The following is an 18,765-nucleotide window of genomic DNA, read 5'->3' as shown; positions in this document are numbered from 1 at the left end:
GACATCACCGACATCTCGAGCACTCAAACGCAGCGAGTCCTCGAACGACGCCATGGTAGGCCGAGCCACCGACATGTTTTGGCTGCAAGCATGAACCCAGCGTTCTACCAGCCCCTATTCGAAGGTAGCCTGCGAATCATGACGAATCAGCCCATCGTGATCGACAACTCCTATACCGGTCAGCTCTCCCCCGATTCTGCGCCTCAACGACGCACTATCGACAGTGCAACCATCACGAAGATGTCAGTCGGCCCCATGGACAACAACACCTACCTCGTGGTCTGTTCCGCAACCGGGAAATCAATCCTGATCGACGCGGCCAACGAAGCCGAGAAAATCGTTGCGCTGATCGAGCAGGAAGCTCCGGTGTTCGACTCCATCGTCACAACACACCAGCATGGCGACCACTGGCTGGCTCTGAAAGACGTCCACGCTGCTACCAACGTGCCAACCGCTGCGCATCCGCTCGATGCCGATGCACTTCCCGTGACCCCGGACATTCTGCTCGAGGACGGCGACAGCGTCACGGTCGGAAACCTGACCTTGGATGTCATCCACCTGTCCGGCCACACCCCCGGCTCCATCGCACTCGTGCTCACCGAACCGTCGGGCCAGGTTCACATTTTCACCGGCGACTCGCTCTTCCCAGGCGGAGTGGGTAAGACCGCTGATCCCGAGAAATTCACCTCACTGCTCAGCGATGTCGAGACCAAGCTCTTCGGACGCTACGACGACTCCGCCATCGTCTACCCCGGCCACGGCAAGGACACGACACTCGGCGCCGAGCGTCCGCACTTGCAGGAGTGGCGCGAACGCGGTTGGTGACCCTTGCACCGCACATCCCCAGCGCTGCCCCGCCGCGCGCGTTGGGGATGACCGCCCGTCGACGGACGTGGTCGGTCCGGGAAGTCGCTCAGCAGCCGACTCAGACGGAATGGACTTCGACTCCAAGTTGTCGACAATCGGACTAGCTCCTCAGCCACGCAGCTTACTGGGCCGCAACCTACCCAGGGTCCGTCACTCACGGCCGCGATAGCTGGAACGGGGAGCTAGGACAGCTCCTCGGCTTCTTTAGCTGAGCGGTATCATCATCGCGAACCGTCACTTCCAAGGAGCCCACATGACCGCACCGCTCCACAGTCGGCAACTGCGGTCCGTGTCGACCGCGAAGCGCACTGAGCGGGAGTCGGTGCGCCGCCGCCACGGAGCATCCGAGGTCAAAATCTTCGGGTCGGTAGCCAGTGCCGTTGCCGGGGAAGAGCTTTCGGAATTACTCGCCACACATGTCGGCGTCGTGGCGCGAGAAGTATCCAAGGAAGCAGTGCCGGAAACTGCCCACGCCGATTTGGTCGACGTGTGAGCAGAATTCTGGCTCCGGGCGAAACCTGCTGGCGCATCGAGCCGGCAGATAATCTTGCCTGCATTATCGATGCCGCTGACTACTTTCATCATGCGAAGTCCGCGATGCTGCAAGCTGAAAAACGAATCATGTTGATCGGCTGGGACTTCGACACGCGCATCAAACTCGAGCCGCGCGAGAAGACGCTCGACGGCCCCAATCGGCTGGGCAGGTTCCTACGCTGGCTTGTCCGCGAGAAACCCGACCTCGAAATCCTCGTACTCAAATGGAACGTAGGGGCCTTCACCGCAATCGGACGCGGCATGACTCCAGTCTTCGTGTCGAACTGGTTGACCGACGAACGCCTTCGATTCGAAATCGACGGCGCCCACCCAGTGGGCGCCGCGCACCATCAGAAAATCATCGTCATCGACGATGCTCTGGCGTTCTGCGGCGGCATCGACATGACGGTGGACCGCTGGGACACCTCGGATCACGTCGACCGCAACGACTACCGAATCACACCAAGCGGAAGGCGTTACGGCCCTTGGCATGACGCGACCACAGCGGTAGACGGCAGTGCAGCTGCGGCCATCGGTGAATTGGCGCGGGCACGCTGGAAATCCGCAACCGGCGAGGACCTGAGACCGGTCAAGAGCACGGCAACACCGTGGCCCGTCAATCTGGCGCCCACATTGCGGGTGGTCGACGTAGCTATCGCCAGAACTCTGCCGGAACTCGACGAACGCACTGAAGTACGCGAGATCGAGGCGCTTTATCTCGCGGCCATCGGCGGTGCCGAACACACGCTGTACATCGAAAGCCAGTACCTCGCCTCACGCACTCTGGCCGAGGCGATCGCTGCACGCCTGCGTGAGGCCGACGGACCGGAGATCGTTCTGGTCATTCCGCGCAATGCCGACGGGTGGCTGGAACAAAAGGCGATGGACGGGGCACGCCACGACCTGTTGCATCTGTTGTGGACCGCCGACGTCCATGACCGGTTCGGTGCGTTCTATCCCGTGACCTCTTCTGGTGCACCAATTTACGTGCACGCAAAGATCCTGGTGATGGATGATCGACTCCTGCGAATCGGGTCGTCGAACCTCAACAACCGTTCGATGGGCTTCGACACCGAATGTGACATCGCCGTCGAATCCTACGACGATTCAGATGTCGAGTTGCGGGCCTCGATCGTCGGACTGCGGCGCCGACTGCTCAGCGAGCACCTCGACGTCACCGAGAATGAGATCGACGACGCGTTGCGCGAGCACTCATTGTTGACGACGGTTCGCACACTTGCGTCCTCCGACGCCCGCAGTCTGCGTGAATTCGACCGAAACACAGTCGACAGCGAAGACCACGTGCTCGCTGAAAATGCACTGATGGATCCGGAACGTACGCAACCGAGGCTGAGCGACCGAATCGACGGGATACGCCGTCTCCTCGACAGACGCTGAGACTCGAACCGCTCCACGACCTGTCGATCGGAGAATTAACAATGGAAGTCGTCACGACATATTCGACATCCCTGACGTTGGAGGTCGCCATGCAGTCGTCGTGTGCGGAACACACGGCAACGGCGCGGGGCCGAGGGGTCGCCGCGCTGGACGCGCTGGCAGCGCGAACCTGATCTCAACCTGCTCGCAGTAGTGCGACTCGATTGATCGCTCCAATCGCTGATCAATGTCGGCCGCGACGCTTTTCATCTATCCAGGCGCAGATTCCGCCCTGCTACGGCACCATCCCCGTTTCGTGACTAAACCTACCGATCCCCCTTTTTTTCGACGAAATCCGGAAGCGCTAGTTATCAATCCTCCAGTTCGTTCCGGAACTGAAAATATTTTGTCGATTTTCCAAACTTTCACTTTGAACTCGCCGCCGATCCGAAGACAATCGATATTCAGTGATAGAAAGGAGGATTTTCCTCGGGATCATGAATTGCCGCGTCGAGCCGAGAATCCGCGATGATAAGTTCGATCGCTTCTGCGGGGCCGGCGATCATTGCGAACTCACCGAACTGTCAGGCCAGGTTCACGTTTTCACCGGCGACTCGCTCTTCCCAGGCGGAGTGGGTAAGACCGCTGATCCCGAGAAATTCACCTCACTGCTCAGCGATGTCGAGACCAAGCTCTTCGGACGCTACGACGACTCCGCCATCGTCTACCCCGGCCACGGCAAGGACACGACACTCGGCGCCGAGCGTCCGCACTTGCAGGAGTGGCGCGAACGCGGTTGGCGACTTGGAGATGGGGGCGCCCGCTCCAGTATCGAATACCGGAGCGGGCGTCGTCGAAGATTCGATTTCGAAGAAACTGTGACTAGCTCGACACTCCGAATCGCTTCTCGATCCAGGCTGCTGTCAGATCGGCAAGCTCGTCACGGGCACCGGGGGTGAGGAAGTAGTGATCCGCCTCCAACGCGTGAAACTCCTTGTCCTGCGCGCCGATCAACCCGTGGATCGCGTCAGCATCACTGGGGAACACACCCGTATCCTGCAACCCGTTGACCACAAGTGCGGGAACGGTGATGTTGGGCAGATGCGCGACCGCCCGCGTCTGCGAGTCCTCAAGACTCCATAGCGAAAGCCACGTCCGCAAGGTGCAGGCCGAGGCAATTCCGAAGACCGACCGGTTGGCGCGCTCCGGCACTCCGGCGTAGCAGAGGTTCGCCTTGCGATTGGTGGGTTCGAGGGTCGGATCGACCATCCGCGGATCAGCCCAGGTCCGGAACACCGAAAACGGCCGGTCGTGGTAGCCCGCGGCCGTGAGTCGCTCGAATTCCTCCTTCACCCATCGGGTGATGCGATGGTTTCTGGCAACCTGCGCGGCCCGGTAGCGCTCGACGAACTCGACACTGTAAGCAGGCCCGTTAGCCGGATCGAACAAGTCGAGGGATGAATCGGTTGCCAGAGGATCGCTCTCATCAGTGACCGAACCGTCCATCCATGAAGTGAGAACGTCAGGCCGACCCAGGTGAGCTGCGGTAGAGATGTACGCGTCGCCGGCCGGCAGGTTTTCGACACCTGCTGCCAGGGACATTCCGGGTAACGGTGTGATACTCGGTGCCACCGCCTGAGACTGGTAAGCCGCCATGAGCGAACCACCGCCCGAGTTGCCAAGCAGGATGACGTTCTCCACACCGGCTTCCTCGCGGAGCCAACGAACGCCAACTCCGATATCACTGAGTGCGTAATCCAGGATGAATCTCGCCTCGTCGCCGCGGAACCGGGTATTCCAGCCGAGGAAGCCGACCCCCCGTTCCGCAAGATAATCCGCCATGTAATGCTCGGAAAAGTCGATTTGGTAGTGCGTCGCGATGACCGCCGTCTTCGGGCGCGTTCCGGCCCGCCGGTGGTAGAGACCCTGACACGGGTGTCCACCCGCGCCCATCCGGGGAAGGTTAAGACTCGGCAGTCCGACAAAGGTGCGTTCGATGGCCACTACGACTCCTTGTTTATAAATCTGGGTTCAGATTTAGTATCACGGCGCCGAGCCATAAGTCCATACCTCTCACTCGCGCCAATACACGGCCCGGAACCAGATCTCGGTCAACGTGGCGATGCATGCCTCGTCATCTACGCCTGCGGCGCCCCCGTTAGCCAGCTTCTCGTAACTGAACATGTTCAACATCCCCACAATCGCCGTGGCGGTGAGACGTGGATCGACGCCAGGGCAGTATCCCCGTTCCTGCGCGATGACGACTTCCTCGGCAATACCGGAAATAGCTTCGTCACAGAGCTCGTCCCAGACCCGAGCGAAGTCGTCGTTGACCATGGCGAGCTGAAAGACCCCCACCATCTCCGCAAGTCGCTCTCGGTATGTCTCCCAGTGGGCCCTGGCTGAAGCCTCTACACGCTGCCTCGGTTCGCGGCCGACCAGCTTCCGATTGGCCTGCGCACGCACACGCGCATCCACCTGGAACTGACGTGCCCAACTCTCGAGCAACGCCTCCTTGGATTCGTAGTAGTTGTAGAACGAGGCCGGCGATCTTCCGGCTTCCGCGAGAATGTCAGCCACGCGCATCTTGAGGAAGCCTTTCTTCGCGATCACCTTTCGTGCAGCCGCATCGATCGCTTCCAACGTCTCGCGGCCACGCTTTGTCGGTCGCGCCTTCTCAGGACCAGTCATGTGCGCACCCTTTCACGGCAGCCTTGGATCTCCAGCCGTCTTTCTACACCAGAAGCACGTTAAGGCTGCGCCCTCTGCTCACTGCACGACCATTGTCCGCATATGAATCTGATGTTAGAGTCAGATTTTCACTCTGGAAGGGATGCCCATGAACTCGCCCCGTTTCGAAGTCCGCGGCTTCAACCATGTCGCGCTCGTCTGCTCGGATATGGAAAGGACGGTGGACTTCTACACCAACATCCTCGGCTTTCCGCTCGTAAAGACCGTCGATCTTCCCGACGGCATCGGACAACATTTCTTCTTCGACGTCGGCAACGGGAACTCACTAGCGTTCTTCTGGTTCACCGACGCTCCCGACGGCGTGCCAGGCATTTCCGCGCCGGTCGAGAAGCCCGGCTTCGGCGAATGGACGAGCGCTGTGAGTTCGCTCAATCACATCGCGTTCGATGTCCCACCGGAGAAGTTCCAGGACTATCGCCAGAAGCTGAAGGAATCAGGTGTCCGGGTAGGCCCTCTCGTGAATCACGACGACAGCCCTTCCCAGATCGCGACCGAGATGCACGACGGCGTGTACGTCCGCTCGTTCTACTTCCAGGACCCCGACGGCATACTCCTCGAGTTCGCATGCTGGATGCGTGCCTTCGGTCCGCACGACGTCTCACACACTCCGCGAACTGGAGCGGACCGCCGTAAGCCCGTATCCGTCAACGACTAGAGCCAGCACTGACTGAATACCGGAAGGACGGGCCGTGGCGCCGCGTACCCTGTTCGACAAGCTCTGGGACGAGCACGTTGTGGTTCGCGGCGAAACCGGCCCCGACCTGCTCTACGTCGACCTGCACTTGCTTCACGAAATGACGTCTCCGCAAGCCTTCGAGGGACTCCGGGCCGCGGGCCGTCCAGTCCGTCGGCCGGATCTGACCATGGCGACGGAGGACCACAACGTACCTACCACCGGAGCTGGGTCTCCCATCTCGGATCCGATGAGCCGACTGCAATTGGAGTTGGTTCGCCGCAACTGCGCGGCCTTCGGTGTGCCACACAACCCCATGGACTCAGCCGGCAACGGCATCGTTCACGTCATCGGACCCGAGCAGGGCTTGACGCAGCCCGGCCTGACAATCGTGTGCGGCGATTCGCACACCTCCACCCACGGAGCGTTCGGCGCACTTGCATTCGGGATCGGAACGAGTCAGGTCGAGCACGTCATGGCAACACAAACACTCCGCATGGAGAAGCCGAATTCGATGCAGGTATGCGTCGACGGCCATCTCGACACCAGCGTGAGCGCAAAAGACCTCGCCCTGTACGTCGTTCGCACTCTAGGTCCCAACGGCGGCGCCGGAAGCGTCATCGAATACCGCGGAAGCGCGATTCGTTCGCTCAGCATGGAACAGCGAATGACCTTGTGCAACATGACTATCGAATGCGGCGCACGCGGCGGCCTGGTTGCCCCCGACGACGTGACCTTTGCTTATCTGCGCGGCCGCAAGCACGCTCCGACAGGCGCTTTGTGGAACCAGGCGCTCACCTACTGGCAAACCTTGCAGACGGACGACGGCGCCCTCTTCGACTACACGCACGAATTGTCCGCCTCCGACGTCTCCCCCACGGTCACCTGGGGCACCATCCCCAGTCACTCGGTCTCGCTGGACGGCTTTGTCCCATCCCCCGACGACTACAGCGATCCCGCCGAGCGCGAAGCGGCGACACGCGCCCTTTCCTACATGGCCCTCGAGCCAGGAACGCCTATGCGCGACATAACAATTGACACTGTTTTCATCGGATCGTGTACCAACGGTCGGCTCGAAGACTTACGTGCGGCAGCCCAGGTTCTCACAGGCCGCACCGTTGCTCCCGGCGTCCGGGCCCTCGTCGTTCCCGGTTCACGAGCCGTTGCGGCGGCGGCCGAGGCTGAGGGCCTCGACCGGATCTTCACTCAGGCCGGATTTGCGTGGCGTTCCGCCGGGTGTTCGATGTGCACTGCCATGAACCCGGATGCACTTGGTCCCGGACAACGTTCGGCATCGACGACCAATCGGAATTTCGAGGGTCGCCAAGGCCCTGGGGCGCGGACTCACCTGGTATCGCCTGCAGTAGCGGCGATGACGGCAGTGCGCGGCCGGCTCAGCGGTCCTGGGGACCACTGAGCCGGCCGGTTTAACCACCGAGCCGGTCGCAACACTCGGCTCCGTCTGCCTATCGAACCCCGAATCCGGCTTCACGGGTTCGGACCAGTGCCGTCAGCGTCGCATTGACCGGCGCAAGCCGCCCCACCTTTGCGGCTTCTCGGGGAACAGCGCCGTTGATCGATCCGATCTCACTGACCCGCCCGGCTTCGTGATCGAGTAGCGCCGACGGTTTTGCTGCGGGCATCGCCGCACCGAAATCCCGTACGAAAGCGACCGGGTCTGCCACATCGATCGCGATATCGCGGGCCCTGGCTATCTCCCAGGTCTCCGTCGCGGCGGCCCGGCTGACCGGACCCATGTGCTCGTGATCGAGCACATCGCCCACGGTGAGACCGGTGAGCGCACACGGCGCACTGTATGCGACATTGCAGATCAGCTTCTCCCACTGCATCGCTGCGATGTCGGCCACAGCCAGCGCGTCGAATCCCGCTGTCCGCCACGCACCGGCAACCCTGTCGACGGCCTCGAACGAGAGATCTTCGTAAGCACCGAATCGCATCGCCCTCATCGCGTTGTGATTCACCCGGCCAGGAGCGATCAGCGACGCGCCGAAACCGCTTGCAATGCCCACAGCCAGTCGGTCTGCGCCGATGTGCCGAGCGACCTCGTCCGCCGATCCCAATCCGTTCTGAATCGTGAGCACCACGGTGTCGTCACCGATCAACATCCCGAGGGAGGCGGCGGCGCCGGCGACGTCGGCGGCCTTGACAGCGAGTACGACGAGATCAACCGACTCGTTCGGGATCGTCAGGAAAGCGCGCACAGGCACCACACGTTCCCCGTCCGGACCTGAAATTCGCAGACCCGAGGTTGAGATGGCCTGAACGTGATCTCCCCAGCGGTCCACCACCAGCACGTCGTGGCCGGCCCCAGACAAGCGGCCTGCGTACACGGAACCCATTGCGCCGCAACCTACTACTGCAATCTTCAGAGATTGGTTCATGTCACCAACTCCACGATTCTCTCGGCCAGACCCGACTTCGCCTCCAACCCGAACCCGGGGTTGTCCGCGGGTCGAATCAGTCCGTCGGCCAGGACACAATCGTCGCTGTAACCGCCGAACGGTTGGAAGACACCCGGATACGCTTCGCAACCGCCCAAACCCAACCCGACGACGATATGCAGATTCATCAGGTGCCCACCGTGGGGCATTGCGGCCGTTCGATCGAAGCCCCGGTGTTCCATCAGCGCAATCATTTCCGCGTACTCGGTCAGGCCGTAACTCAGTCCCGCATCCATCTGGAGGATGTCGCGATCCGGTCGTAGACCACCGAATCGGAGGAGGTTACCGACGTCTTGTGTGGAAAAAAGGTTCTCGCCAGTCGCGATCACGCCGTCGTAGACCTCGCACAGATCGCTGCACAGGGCGTAATCGAGCGGATCGACCGCCTCCTCGTACCAGCGCAGACCATAGGGGGCGAGCGCCTCGGCGTATTTCAAGGCTTGGTCACGGTCGAAACGACCGTTTGCATCGACCGCCAGATGTCGTCCGCTCCCGGTGACCTCGATGGCAGCATCGATCCGGCGCAGATCCTCGCCGAGTTCGACCCCACCGATCTTGATCTTGACGGCCGAGTATCCGGCAGCCCGGTAACCGGCGATCTCAGCTCGCAATCTCCCCAGGTCGTCGATGTCCTGGTAGTAACCTCCGGCGGCGTAGACCGGCGCACCCGAAGCCAGCGGCGTCCGGCCGTATGCTCGCGCGATCGTCTGGTAAACCGGTTCATCGTGGTACTTGGCGAGCACGTCCCACACCGCCAGTTCGATCGCACTCGCCGCCGCCGCGCGGTCTCCGTGACCTCCTGGCTTCTCGTCTGTGCGGGCGACCTTCAGAACCCGAGCAGGATCCAGCAACCCGGTGGTCGGCGACAGCAGAGTGTCCGGGTCTGCCTCGAGGACCCGCGGAATCATCCGTTCGCGCAGAATACCGCCCTGCGAGTGCCTCCCGATCGAGTTGAAGGCAACACCCACCAACGGACGCCCGTTCCGAATTATGTCGGTGACAACGGCGACAAGGGACACCTTGTGCCGATCGAAGCTGACAACCGCGTTCGAGATGGCGCCGACCAGCGGCACATCAAGCTCGCGGATCTCGGTGATCCTCAATTTTCCTCCATAGCTGTTCTGAGCTAGCTGTTCTCAACGACGCCGCTGCATCGACACGTTGAAGTCGAATCGATCGCCCGGGTGTATCGACACCGTCACCTGGGCTACCGCCCCCGAGCTCTCTACATATCTGCGGGTGATTTCGAGGCAGGGCGAACCCGCCTCGGCACGCAATAGATCGGCAAGGTCGTTCGGCAAGGCGCACGCACGGATTCGCTGCTCGACGCGATCGGTCAGGCGCCCGGTACACCGCTCGACGATCTCGTTGATGAGACCGTCCGGGCGTTCGAGGCGGTCTCCGACGGTAGCGGCGACGTCAGGATCGAGGTACACGTCCGTGTGGCACACCGGGCTCTCTTCACCGAGATCACCGAGGCGCAACATCCGGATGCGCGCCCACCGATCACCGGCATGGCCGCCGATCTGCTCAGCCAACAGCTGATCGGCAACCACGCCGTCTCGAGTCAGCACCAGCCGTCGAGTCTCGACCGAGTACTGCAGCAAATCGTTCATGTTCGTGACGGTGCGCGAATATCCGCCGGTGGGCTGGATGGATTCCACCGTTGTCCCGATCTTGCGTCGCCGCGACACCATGCCCAAGCTCTCCAGGGAACCCAACGCCGAACGGACCGTGGCTCGGGACACTGCGTAGCTGTCGGCGAGGCTTATCTCCGTCGGCAGCTTCGAGCCCACCGGATACGACCCGTCCTCGATCCGTCGGGCGAGTGAACGCGCTACCTCCTCATACCGAGCTACCACTTATCTTTTCCTCCCGGTCGTGGGGATTCATGCGATCCCCCGCTCATGTTGCGCCCAATAGGGCCTGCGCAGCTCACGTTTGAGAAGCTTGCCACTGGGGTTTCGCGGTAGTTCGGCCACGATGTCAACCGACGTGGGGCACTTGTAGTGCGCCAGATGCTGCCGGCAGTAGGAGATCACGTCGCTCACATCCAGGCCCTCGCGGGTGGGCACAATCACGGCTTTCACCGTCTCACCCCAACGCTCGTGCGGCACTGCGATCACGGCGGCGTCGCGCACAGCGGGATGCGCCATGAGCACGTTCTCCACTTCCACCGGATACACGTTCTCCCCGCCGGAGACAATCATGTCCTTGACCCGGTCGCAGAGAAACAGATACCCGTCTTCGTCGAGGTAGCCCGCGTCTCCAGTCCGGAACCAACCGTCGCCACTGAGCACTGCGGCTAGTTCATCCGGCTGGTTGTGGTATCCCGTCAACAGCATCTCGCTGCGTGTCCACACCTCGCCGGTCGCACCCACCGATACCCGTTCCCCCGTGACAGGGTCGAAGACACCCATTTCGACGCCGCGCACAGGCCGACCGGCCGACGCGAGCAGCAGGCCGCCGCCGCGATGATCCTCTGCATCGAGAATCGTTATCGGACCGCAAGTTTCGGTCATTCCATAGGCTTGCATGAGGTCACAGCCGAAGACGTCCTGCGCAACCGAGGCAACGGTGGGCGACATCGGCGAACCGCCATAGATCAGGGTCCGCAACTCCGGGTACGTCGAGCGGCGCGCACTCTCGTGCTCGACCAACATCTGCACCACGGCGGGCACTGTCAAAGCGTGGTTGACAGCGCCCCCGGCCAGGACGGGCAGCACCAACTCCGGACGGACGTCGAGAACGTGGTGCGAACCGGCGCCAAGCCCGAGACAGTAGAAGATCCAACCGGTGCCGGAAATATGGAAGTTCGGCGCCGGAACCATGACAACGTCTCCCGGGTGGATCTGCCAGGGTGGGTTGGACGCAAGATTGGCAGCGATCGCCCGGTTGGACAGCTGCACACCCTTGGGCCGACCGGATGTTCCCGACGTATAAACCATGAGCGCGATATCGTCCGGGCCGGCGGCGGGTGTCACAGGCTCCTCGGAAAACTGCGCCAGCCAATTCTCGAAATCCTGTGGCTGTGCATCCGGGACGAGTAGGCGGGTACGGCCGTCCTCCGGTACCGGATATCCGAACTGCGGCATAAATTCTGCCTCGACCACGATCGCATCCAGGTTCGCATCCGCGACTATCTCTTGCATCTCCCGGCGGCTCAGCCGCCAATTAAGTGGCGTAGCAGTGGCTTTCACCAAGGAAGCTGCAGCAAGCACCACTCCCCACGACACTGCACTCTTTCCCGCAAAACCGACGCCACGGATGGTGGCACTATCAGGCACCAAAACAGCGAAGCCGTTGGCGAGCCGACTGCTGTGCCGATACCACTCGCCAAAGGTATGTGCGGCAACACCTTCGACGGCAATACCAAGTGAATCGGGCCTTTCCTGTGACCAGTACTCGAGCATTCGTCCGATTGAATAATGATGATCCATGTTCTCCTCGTCCTCTTGTACGCGAAGCTGAAGGGCCGTTCAGGCGGAACCGGCTACCAGGCGCTCGCGCAGTTCGACTTTGCGCACCTTGCCCAGAGCATTGCGCGGCAGCTCTGTGATGTGTTGGATCGAGGACGGACACTTGAACCCCGCCAGCCGTTCTCGGCAATGGCTGTCCAGTTCGCCGACATCCGGGACGACACCCGCTGCGCACACGACGAACGCCACCGGGGTCTCACCCCACTTCGGATGCGGCCGTGCAACGACTGCGACGTCGACAACTGCCGGGTGGTCGAGCAGTGCCCGCTCGATTTCGGCGGGGTACACGTTCTCGCCGCCGCTGATGATCATGTCTTTCGAACGTCCGACGATCCGGAGGAAGTTGTCCTCGTCGAGCACTGCCATGTCGCCCGTCCGGTACCAGCCGTCACTGGTGAAGGCTGCTTCGGTCTCGACGGGATTTCGCCAGTACTCGCGGATGACATTCTCGCTACGAACCCACAACTCGCCGGGTGCGCCCGTCGGTTGCGCGTTCCCGGCGGGATCGACGATCCGCGCCTCCCATCCCTGCGAGATCTGGCCCGCGGTAGCGAGCCGAGCGCTCCCCGGGACATGATCCTCCGGTCGCAGGACCGACAGGAAACCCTGGAGTTCGGTGCTGCCGTAGATTTGTCGGAACCGTCGGCAGATCACACGAAGCGCCCTCTCGAGCAGCTCCGATTCGATCGGGGCAGCGCCGTACTGCACTTCGAGCAGGCTCGACAGATCTGCGTCCTGTGTGGTCCGCTCCATCGTGTCAACGAGCATCTCGACGATAGTCGGGGCGGCGGTGAAGAAGTTGATCCGCTCGCGCCCGATCACGTCGATGACGCGGTCGATGTCGACACCGTCGTGAATGAAGAGCGTTCCTCCGGTGAGGAAGCACTGCATCGCCTGGGCGAACCCTGCGAGGTGGAACAGCGGCATCATCACCAGGTGGCGACTGCCTCGCTGCTGGTCGCCGATGTCGATCGCGAACCCCGCGAGCCCCCGGATGAGGGCGCCGTGATCGAGCGGGATGATCTTGGGCAGACCGGTGGTTCCACTACTGTGCATGAGGAACGCCGCCTGATCGGCACGCAACCGATCCCGTGGATACGGCGCCGGTGGTTCGCCGCAGCAATCCGCTCCCGTCCAGCCCTCACTCTTCGCTCCTGAAACCACACGGACGAGATCGTCTCGGTTCTCCATGACGGACTGATAGGCCTGGTCGACGAAAATACCTGCGGGCGTGGCAGTATCGAGCAAACGATCGATTTCGTGCGCAGTCATTCGCCAGTTCACGAGCAACGGCAGCGCTCCGAGTCTCATGAGACCCAATGTCTGAACCAGAAATTCGGCGCTGTTGCGTGCGATCACCGCCACAACGTCGTCCGGCCGAATGCCGCGTGCCCACCACTGCGCAGCAGTGCGCTCGACGCGGGCTCGAAACTGTCGGTAGGTCAACTGCTCCCGATCGTCGCTCACGGCCAGCGCGTCCGGATCGGATGTGGCACGCCAGTCAAGGACATGCAGCCAGGTGTACATCAGACGGTCTCCTTCTCCTGGTGTGGTTCGGGCGTCGGGTCAGGCTCAGGCGGCGGCGCGAGTTCTTGCTTCGGCCCGGGTCTGGAGCCCGCGCGGTGCGTCGGTCCGAGCAGCCATCCGAGAACTCGATCGAGCCCACCGCGGGCAAACATGATCACGAGAATCAGTAGACCGCAGTAGACAAAAACGCTCATGACGTTTGCGTCGATGCCGCCTTGTCCTACTGGCACGAGAAAGGGAATGTTGCCGGCGAACTGCCCGAGCACCCGCGGCAGTGCGGTGACGAACACCGCGCCGGCAATGGCGCCGCGCAGGCTGCCGAGACCACCGATGATGATGATGACCAGGTAATCGGTCGACAGCAGGAACCCGAACGCCTGTGGAGTGATGAACTGAATCGTCACTGCAAGAAGGACACCCGCAATACCGGCGTATACGGAGGCGACGAAGAATGCCGCAGCCTTGTTCCGGCCTACGTTGACACCCATCGCCGAGGCCGCCACTTCGCTCTCACGCACCATGGACAGAGCCAGGCCGGGCCTGGCCTGAACAATTCTGCGAGCCGCAATGTACGCAACTGCTACGAGTGCGATTCCGAGCAACCACAGTTTCTCCACCGCGCCGAAGGGCACACCGAGCACATTCCACGGTTCGCTGTCACCGAAATTCACGCCGAGGATCTCGAATTCCGGGACAGCTCTGCCGATGTAGCCACCGCTCAATTGTTCGACCTCGTTGAGAAAGTGAACCCAGATGAACACAAGCCCGATGGTGACGACCGCCAGATAGAGTCCGGTTACCCGACTCGACAACGGGCTGAGCAGCAGGCCCCCGATCCCCGCGGTGAGCACTGCCCCGACGGCTGCGACCGCAGGCGGCAAACCCAGGCCCCAGACATTGTCACCGGGTGGGCTCGCCAATGTGACGTACCCGTAGGCGCCGATACCGACGAAGACCGCATGCGCCAACGAAATCTGCCCCGCCACGCCCACGAGCATCGCCAAACCCATCGCAGCGATCGCTGCCGCCATCGCCAAACCGCCTAGTTGCAACCAGAACTCGCCGACGAAGTACGGCGCGATGACCAGTGCGACCACAAGACCCACCACGAGGAAACGTCCTCTAGACACGGGCCACCTGCTTTGTGCTGAACAGCCCCTCGGAACGCACCAGCAGGACGACCAGCAGAAGAATCCAGGCGCTGATACCCGAAAGGTTGTGCGCCCACCCGCCCAAAGAACTCTCGTAGGTTGCCGCAAACGCCTCCGTCAGGCCGAGCATCAATCCGCCGACCAGCGCGCCGGTGACCGATCCCAGACCGCCGATAACGGCAGCCGGGAAAGCGCGAAATGCTGTGTCCGCCAAGGACGGTGCAACACCTGCAGCCGGGAAGGACGCAAGGAACAACCCTGCGAGAACGGCCAGTGCACCACCAATCGCCCAGCTCGTCCACGAGACACGCGACAAACGCACGCCCATCAACTTGGCAACCTCCGCATCCTGGTTGCTCACCCGCATTGCCAGCCCCCAGTTGGTAAAGCGGAACAAGAGCAGAAACACCGCGATCGCAGCTACCGCAACGCCGAGCGCAATGAGCCGGGACGCAGGCATCGTAATCATCCCGAACTCGACGATGCGATCCCCGACCGGATCATTCAGTGGCCACGTTTCCGCTCCGAGACGACGGCTGACTTCGGTGACGATCAGCAAATTCACGCCGAGAGTAAGAATCGTCAGAGTTACGTGGTCCTGTGTTCGTGATTGACGAATGAAAACGACGTCGGTGACGATCGCGACCAGCGCTCCCACCGCCAACCCGGCTAGGACACCGACCAGATATCCATGCGATTCGCTGACGAGTGCCGCCACGAAAACGCCGGAGAGCAGGAACCCGCCGTGGGCGAAATTGAGGATCCCGGTGGCTCGGTAGATGACCACGAATCCTAGGGCCATCACGGCATACAGCGCGCCGAGTGAGACCCCACCGGCCAAGGCATTCAAGAAACTATCCACGAGAAGTCCTCTCGACTTCGAACGGCGCCTCACTACCGAGGTATGCGGCGATGACAGCGGGATCTCGTTGCACCACTTCAGGTGCGGCGTCGGCAATTACCCTGCCGGACTGCAATACGGTGATGTGGTCGGAGAGACCGAGAACCAAGTCCATGTCGTGCTCGACGAGAAGCACGGTCAGATCGAAGCGATCGCGGCATTCCAGTATCTGCTCACCCAGGGCCCACGATTCGGCATCGTTCATTCCGGCAACAGGCTCGTCGAGTAACAGCAGCGACGGCTGCGCACACAAAGCGCGGGCGATCTCCACCTTCTTTCGGATGCCGTAAGGCAACGGACCCACGGACTGGTCGAGGTACTTCTCGATTCCCAGCGCCTCCGCCATCGTGCGAACGACTTCGTCGTCCTCAGTCCTCTCACGACGCGCTGACGGGAGAGCAAGCGCAGCGGCGAACATCCCAGTGCGCGTGCGGTGGTGGCGACCGACACGAAGTGTGTCCGCCACTGTCAGATGCGGCGGGAGCACCAGATTCTGGAACGTACGGGCAATTCCGTGGGTGATGATCTGGTGCTGTGGCACTGTATCTAGCCGCACGTCACCGAAACGAACCATGCCCGACGCCAGGGGATACAGCGCAGTGAGTGCGTTGAAACACGTCGATTTCCCGGCCCCGTTCGGCCCGATCAACGAATGAATCGTGCCCCGCCGGATGGCAAACGAGACATCATCGAGTGCAAGAACGCCGCCGAACCGAACCGTGAGTCCCTCGGCCGTGAGAAGGTTTCCGTCTACTTCACTCATCACCCCGGCCCCCTGCCTTGGTCAGCACGGCGGAACCGTGGGCGGTGGTCTTACCCAGTGTGAGCTCGAGGAGCATGTCGGAATCGATCAGGTCTGCGGCCGGCCCCTGCGCGGCCATGGTACCGCCGTTGAGGACGTACGCATGGTGCGCGACGGAGAGTGCAAGCCTCGTATTCTGTTCAACCAGTAGGACACTCGTCCCGTCCGCATTCACCTGTGTAATCGTGTCCATGATCTGCCGAGCGACGAGAGGAGCCAGACCCAACGACGGCTCATCCATCAGTAATACCTTCGGCTCACTCATCAGCGCCCGTCCGATTGCGAGCATCTGCTGCTCTCCACCGGACAGCAGGCCGGCGGTTTGGCCGGCCCTCTCTACGAGGATCGGAAACAGTTCGCGGACCCGGCGCAGGCTGGCCGCCACGCGGGACCGCGAACGCACCGACAACGCGCCGGCCATGAGGTTCTCCTGGACCGTCAGCTGCGCGAAGATTCGACGCCCTTCAGGCACCTGAACGATGCCGTGTCGAACGATCTTGTCTGCATTGCTCCGATCGAGGTCCAGACCCTCGCCGCGCACCGTCCCGGCGACCACCTGTCCGCCTTGGGCACCGAGAATTCCCGAGAGTGCCCGCAGGAGTGTCGTTTTACCCGCACCGTTATTCCCGATCAGCGCAACGATCTGTCCCTCGTCGACGCGCAGGTTCACGTCGTGGAATACCTTCGCAGAACCGTAACTCACTGCAAGGGAATCGACTTCGATCATCGTGGCCCTCCTCGTCCTACACTCACTTGGTGTAGCTCTTGTCGGCGGCGTACTTCACTGCAGCGGCGCTGGCGGTGGGAGTCTGCGCAATCACGGTTCCACCCTTGGCATTCGGATCCGGCACGAGAATGAACGACTCCAGCGACGGCGCCGTTCCTGGGTTGGAGAAATCGAGGTCGACAGCGAGACCGTCGGTGTCGATTACTCCCACTTTGCTCATGGCTGTGGTGATGCCCTGCGGAGTCAGATCCTTGTCCTCACACGCCTGGTTCAGGCCCTTTTCGAGCAGTTGCGCCATCAGATACCCGGCGGCAGCAGGTGCGGTTGCCGCGCGGTCGCCGTACTTGGCCTCCCAGGCGGCGAGAAGTTCCTGGACCGGCGCCGCATCAGAACTGAACGGTGCACTGTTCGAGGTCAGGACAACGTGATCGACAAGCGCATCACGGGCCGGCCCCGCCAGGTCGCCACTTGACAGCAAGTTGGTGGCTTGAATCACGACGTCGTATCCGCCGGCCTTCGCGACAGCAGCAGCCGAAACGGTTTGTGCGCTCGCGGTGCCCATGACTATCGCCTTGGCACCCGCCTGGCGCAAAGTGTTGACCTGCGCGGTCGCGTCGGTAGCCGTGCTGTCGATCTTTGTGTTCTCCACCTTCAGACCGAACTGTTGCGCTGCACCGGCCACCCCGTTTGTCACCGCTACACCGATGCCGTTGGGATACGCGATGACACCGATCGTGTCGCCCTCCTTGAGGATCCCTTTCTCCACGAGGTAGGCAACACCGTTGACAGCTTCGACGTCGTACGGCGCCCCCGGCATGAAGGCCTGCGGCACGGTCAGGAGCACCGGATCGTACGAACCTGCCAATACGGCGAGTCCGTCCTGAGCGAGCTTGGGCCCGAGCGTCACCGCGTCAGTTCCCGGCGACAGATTGACAATTCCCGCGATATCCGTCCGCAGCGACGTGTACTGCGTCATCGTCTCCTGCGAGTTGTACTTGTTGTCACGCGATTCGATCCGCAATTCACGATCGCAGACTCCACCGCCGGCATTGACCTTGTCGAACCACAGTTGGATGCCTGCAACCCCGTCCTGGCCAAGACCGCCGATCGGTCCACTGAGAGGGACCAGCGCACCGAGGGTGATGGCATCGGACGTCACGCCGACGCCTGCCTTCACGCCGCCCGATTCTCCCGAGTCGGCATTGTCGGTCGCCTTCGAGGAGCAGCCGGCGATGGCAAGTGCGATCACTAGCGTCGGACCGAGGACCTTGAGCTTGTTCTTCATTCGTTCTCCAGGACAGTTGGTGGACGGGATGAAACAGGGCAAGCGGTTGTGGCACACCGACAATCCGAGCCGGCAGCCAGGACGCAGTCATTTCGCGTCAGATATAAATCTAAGTTCAGGTTTAGATATAAGCGTGAGCCAGTTCACAAGTCAAGGTGCGTACCAAAGAATTTTCGGTCTGAATTGAAATATGCAGCTCAAAGCCAAATTTGCGATCCACATTCGTCAG

Annotated in this window: 17 protein-coding genes and 1 pseudogene; 6 read left to right on the top strand and 12 right to left on the bottom strand. The window is 61.7% G+C overall.

The features are described from left to right. The first annotated feature begins 138 nt into the window (after positions 1-138). From RG2_RS08475 to RG2_RS32235, 4 genes and pseudogenes are all read left to right on the top strand, one after another. Positions 139-825, top strand: a complete 687-nt coding sequence (locus tag RG2_RS08475) for an MBL fold metallo-hydrolase (RefSeq protein ID WP_072782419.1) — start codon at positions 139-141, stop codon at positions 823-825. Positions 826-1,120: 295 nt separating this feature from the next. Then, positions 1,121-1,360 carry a hypothetical protein gene (locus RG2_RS08470; protein WP_033230800.1) on the top strand — a complete coding sequence of 80 codons (240 nt, stop codon included), beginning with the start codon at positions 1,121-1,123 and terminating at the stop codon, positions 1,358-1,360. Continuing rightward, on the top strand, positions 1,357-2,799 hold the full coding sequence (locus RG2_RS08465; RefSeq protein ID WP_033230801.1) for a phospholipase D-like domain-containing protein: 1,443 nt from the start codon (positions 1,357-1,359) through the stop codon (positions 2,797-2,799). Before RG2_RS08470 ends, RG2_RS08465 begins: the two co-directional genes overlap by 4 nt. Positions 2,800-3,350: 551 nt before the next feature. Further along, positions 3,351-3,578 (top strand): annotated as a pseudogene (locus tag RG2_RS32235) (MBL fold metallo-hydrolase); the annotation flags it as partial. A gap of 82 nt (positions 3,579-3,660) precedes the next feature. Here the strand turns inward: RG2_RS32235 and RG2_RS08455 are convergent. After that, positions 3,661-4,782, bottom strand: coding sequence for an alpha/beta hydrolase (locus RG2_RS08455; RefSeq protein ID WP_045070009.1), 1,122 nt, complete (start codon positions 4,780-4,782; stop codon positions 3,661-3,663). A 69-nt stretch (positions 4,783-4,851) separates the two neighbouring features. Then, entirely contained in the window at positions 4,852-5,469 is a 618-nt protein-coding gene (locus RG2_RS08450; RefSeq protein WP_033230803.1) for a TetR/AcrR family transcriptional regulator, read from the bottom strand. A 148-nt stretch (positions 5,470-5,617) separates the two neighbouring features. Here RG2_RS08450 and RG2_RS08445 point away from each other — a divergent pair, with 148 nt between their 5' ends. Continuing rightward, complete coding sequence (locus RG2_RS08445) at positions 5,618-6,184, top strand: VOC family protein (protein WP_371851300.1); 567 nt, start codon at positions 5,618-5,620, stop codon at positions 6,182-6,184. A gap of 16 nt (positions 6,185-6,200) precedes the next feature. Continuing rightward, entirely contained in the window at positions 6,201-7,619 is a 1,419-nt protein-coding gene (gene leuC, locus RG2_RS08440; RefSeq protein ID WP_080711547.1) for a 3-isopropylmalate dehydratase large subunit, read from the top strand. 49 nt (positions 7,620-7,668) lie between these two features. Here the strand turns inward: leuC and RG2_RS08435 are convergent, their stop codons facing one another. The 10 genes from RG2_RS08435 to RG2_RS08390 are packed head-to-tail and all read right to left on the bottom strand — an operon-like array spanning position 7,669 to position 18,536. Beyond that, entirely contained in the window at positions 7,669-8,592 is a 924-nt protein-coding gene (locus RG2_RS08435) for a ketopantoate reductase family protein (protein ID WP_033231397.1), read from the bottom strand. An 8-nt stretch (positions 8,593-8,600) separates the two neighbouring features. After that, on the bottom strand, positions 8,601-9,767 hold the full coding sequence (locus RG2_RS08430) for an enolase C-terminal domain-like protein (protein WP_033230806.1): 1,167 nt from the start codon (positions 9,765-9,767) through the stop codon (positions 8,601-8,603). 33 nt (positions 9,768-9,800) lie between these two features. After that, complete coding sequence (locus RG2_RS08425) at positions 9,801-10,526, bottom strand: GntR family transcriptional regulator (protein ID WP_033230807.1); 726 nt, start codon at positions 10,524-10,526, stop codon at positions 9,801-9,803. Between the two features lie 27 nt (positions 10,527-10,553). Continuing rightward, positions 10,554-12,104: an AMP-binding protein gene (locus RG2_RS08420; protein WP_033230808.1), complete on the bottom strand. Its 1,551-nt coding sequence runs from the start codon at positions 12,102-12,104 to the stop codon at positions 10,554-10,556. 39 nt (positions 12,105-12,143) lie between these two features. Next, positions 12,144-13,670 (bottom strand): class I adenylate-forming enzyme family protein, encoded by a 1,527-nt coding sequence (locus RG2_RS08415; protein WP_033230809.1) that lies wholly within the window; start codon positions 13,668-13,670, stop codon positions 12,144-12,146. After that, entirely contained in the window at positions 13,670-14,800 is a 1,131-nt protein-coding gene (locus RG2_RS08410; RefSeq protein WP_033230810.1) for a branched-chain amino acid ABC transporter permease, read from the bottom strand. The genes RG2_RS08415 and RG2_RS08410 overlap by 1 nt, the downstream gene beginning before the upstream one ends. Further along, positions 14,793-15,683, bottom strand: coding sequence for a branched-chain amino acid ABC transporter permease (locus RG2_RS08405; protein ID WP_033230811.1), 891 nt, complete (start codon positions 15,681-15,683; stop codon positions 14,793-14,795). Before RG2_RS08405 ends, RG2_RS08410 begins: the two co-directional genes overlap by 8 nt. Further along, complete coding sequence (locus RG2_RS08400) at positions 15,676-16,485, bottom strand: ABC transporter ATP-binding protein (RefSeq protein WP_033230812.1); 810 nt, start codon at positions 16,483-16,485, stop codon at positions 15,676-15,678. Before RG2_RS08400 ends, RG2_RS08405 begins: the two co-directional genes overlap by 8 nt. After that, positions 16,478-17,251 carry an ABC transporter ATP-binding protein gene (locus RG2_RS08395; protein ID WP_033230813.1) on the bottom strand — a complete coding sequence of 258 codons (774 nt, stop codon included), beginning with the start codon at positions 17,249-17,251 and terminating at the stop codon, positions 16,478-16,480. Before RG2_RS08395 ends, RG2_RS08400 begins: the two co-directional genes overlap by 8 nt. A 22-nt stretch (positions 17,252-17,273) precedes the next feature. After that, on the bottom strand, positions 17,274-18,536 hold the full coding sequence (locus tag RG2_RS08390) for an ABC transporter substrate-binding protein (RefSeq protein WP_033230814.1): 1,263 nt from the start codon (positions 18,534-18,536) through the stop codon (positions 17,274-17,276). Between the last annotated feature and the right edge of the window lie 229 nt (positions 18,537-18,765).

Source organism: Rhodococcus globerulus NBRC 14531 (genome assembly GCF_001894805.1).
GTDB lineage: Bacteria > Actinomycetota > Actinomycetes > Mycobacteriales > Mycobacteriaceae > Rhodococcus_F > Rhodococcus_F globerula.
Note: the sequence above shows the minus strand (reverse complement) of the source record. Positions and strands in the feature narration are given on the sequence as shown.

Bases quoted from the DNA above. Each gene is read 5' to 3' on its own strand.
- RG2_RS08475 (WP_072782419.1), top strand. From the start codon at position 139: ATGACGAATCAGCCCATCGTGATCGACAACTCCTATACCGGTCAGCTC.
- RG2_RS08470 (WP_033230800.1), top strand. From the start codon at position 1,121: ATGACCGCACCGCTCCACAGTCGGCAACTGCGGTCCGTGTCGACCGCG.
- RG2_RS08450 (WP_033230803.1), bottom strand. From the start codon at position 5,469: ATGACTGGTCCTGAGAAGGCGCGACCGACAAAGCGTGGCCGCGAGACG.
- RG2_RS08445 (WP_371851300.1), top strand. From the start codon at position 5,618: ATGAACTCGCCCCGTTTCGAAGTCCGCGGCTTCAACCATGTCGCGCTC.
- RG2_RS08420 (WP_033230808.1), bottom strand. From the start codon at position 12,104: ATGGATCATCATTATTCAATCGGACGAATGCTCGAGTACTGGTCACAG.
- RG2_RS08415 (WP_033230809.1), bottom strand. From the start codon at position 13,670: ATGTACACCTGGCTGCATGTCCTTGACTGGCGTGCCACATCCGATCCG.
- RG2_RS08400 (WP_033230812.1), bottom strand. From the start codon at position 16,485: ATGAGTGAAGTAGACGGAAACCTTCTCACGGCCGAGGGACTCACGGTT.
- RG2_RS08395 (WP_033230813.1), bottom strand. From the start codon at position 17,251: ATGATCGAAGTCGATTCCCTTGCAGTGAGTTACGGTTCTGCGAAGGTA.
- RG2_RS08390 (WP_033230814.1), bottom strand. From the start codon at position 18,536: ATGAAGAACAAGCTCAAGGTCCTCGGTCCGACGCTAGTGATCGCACTT.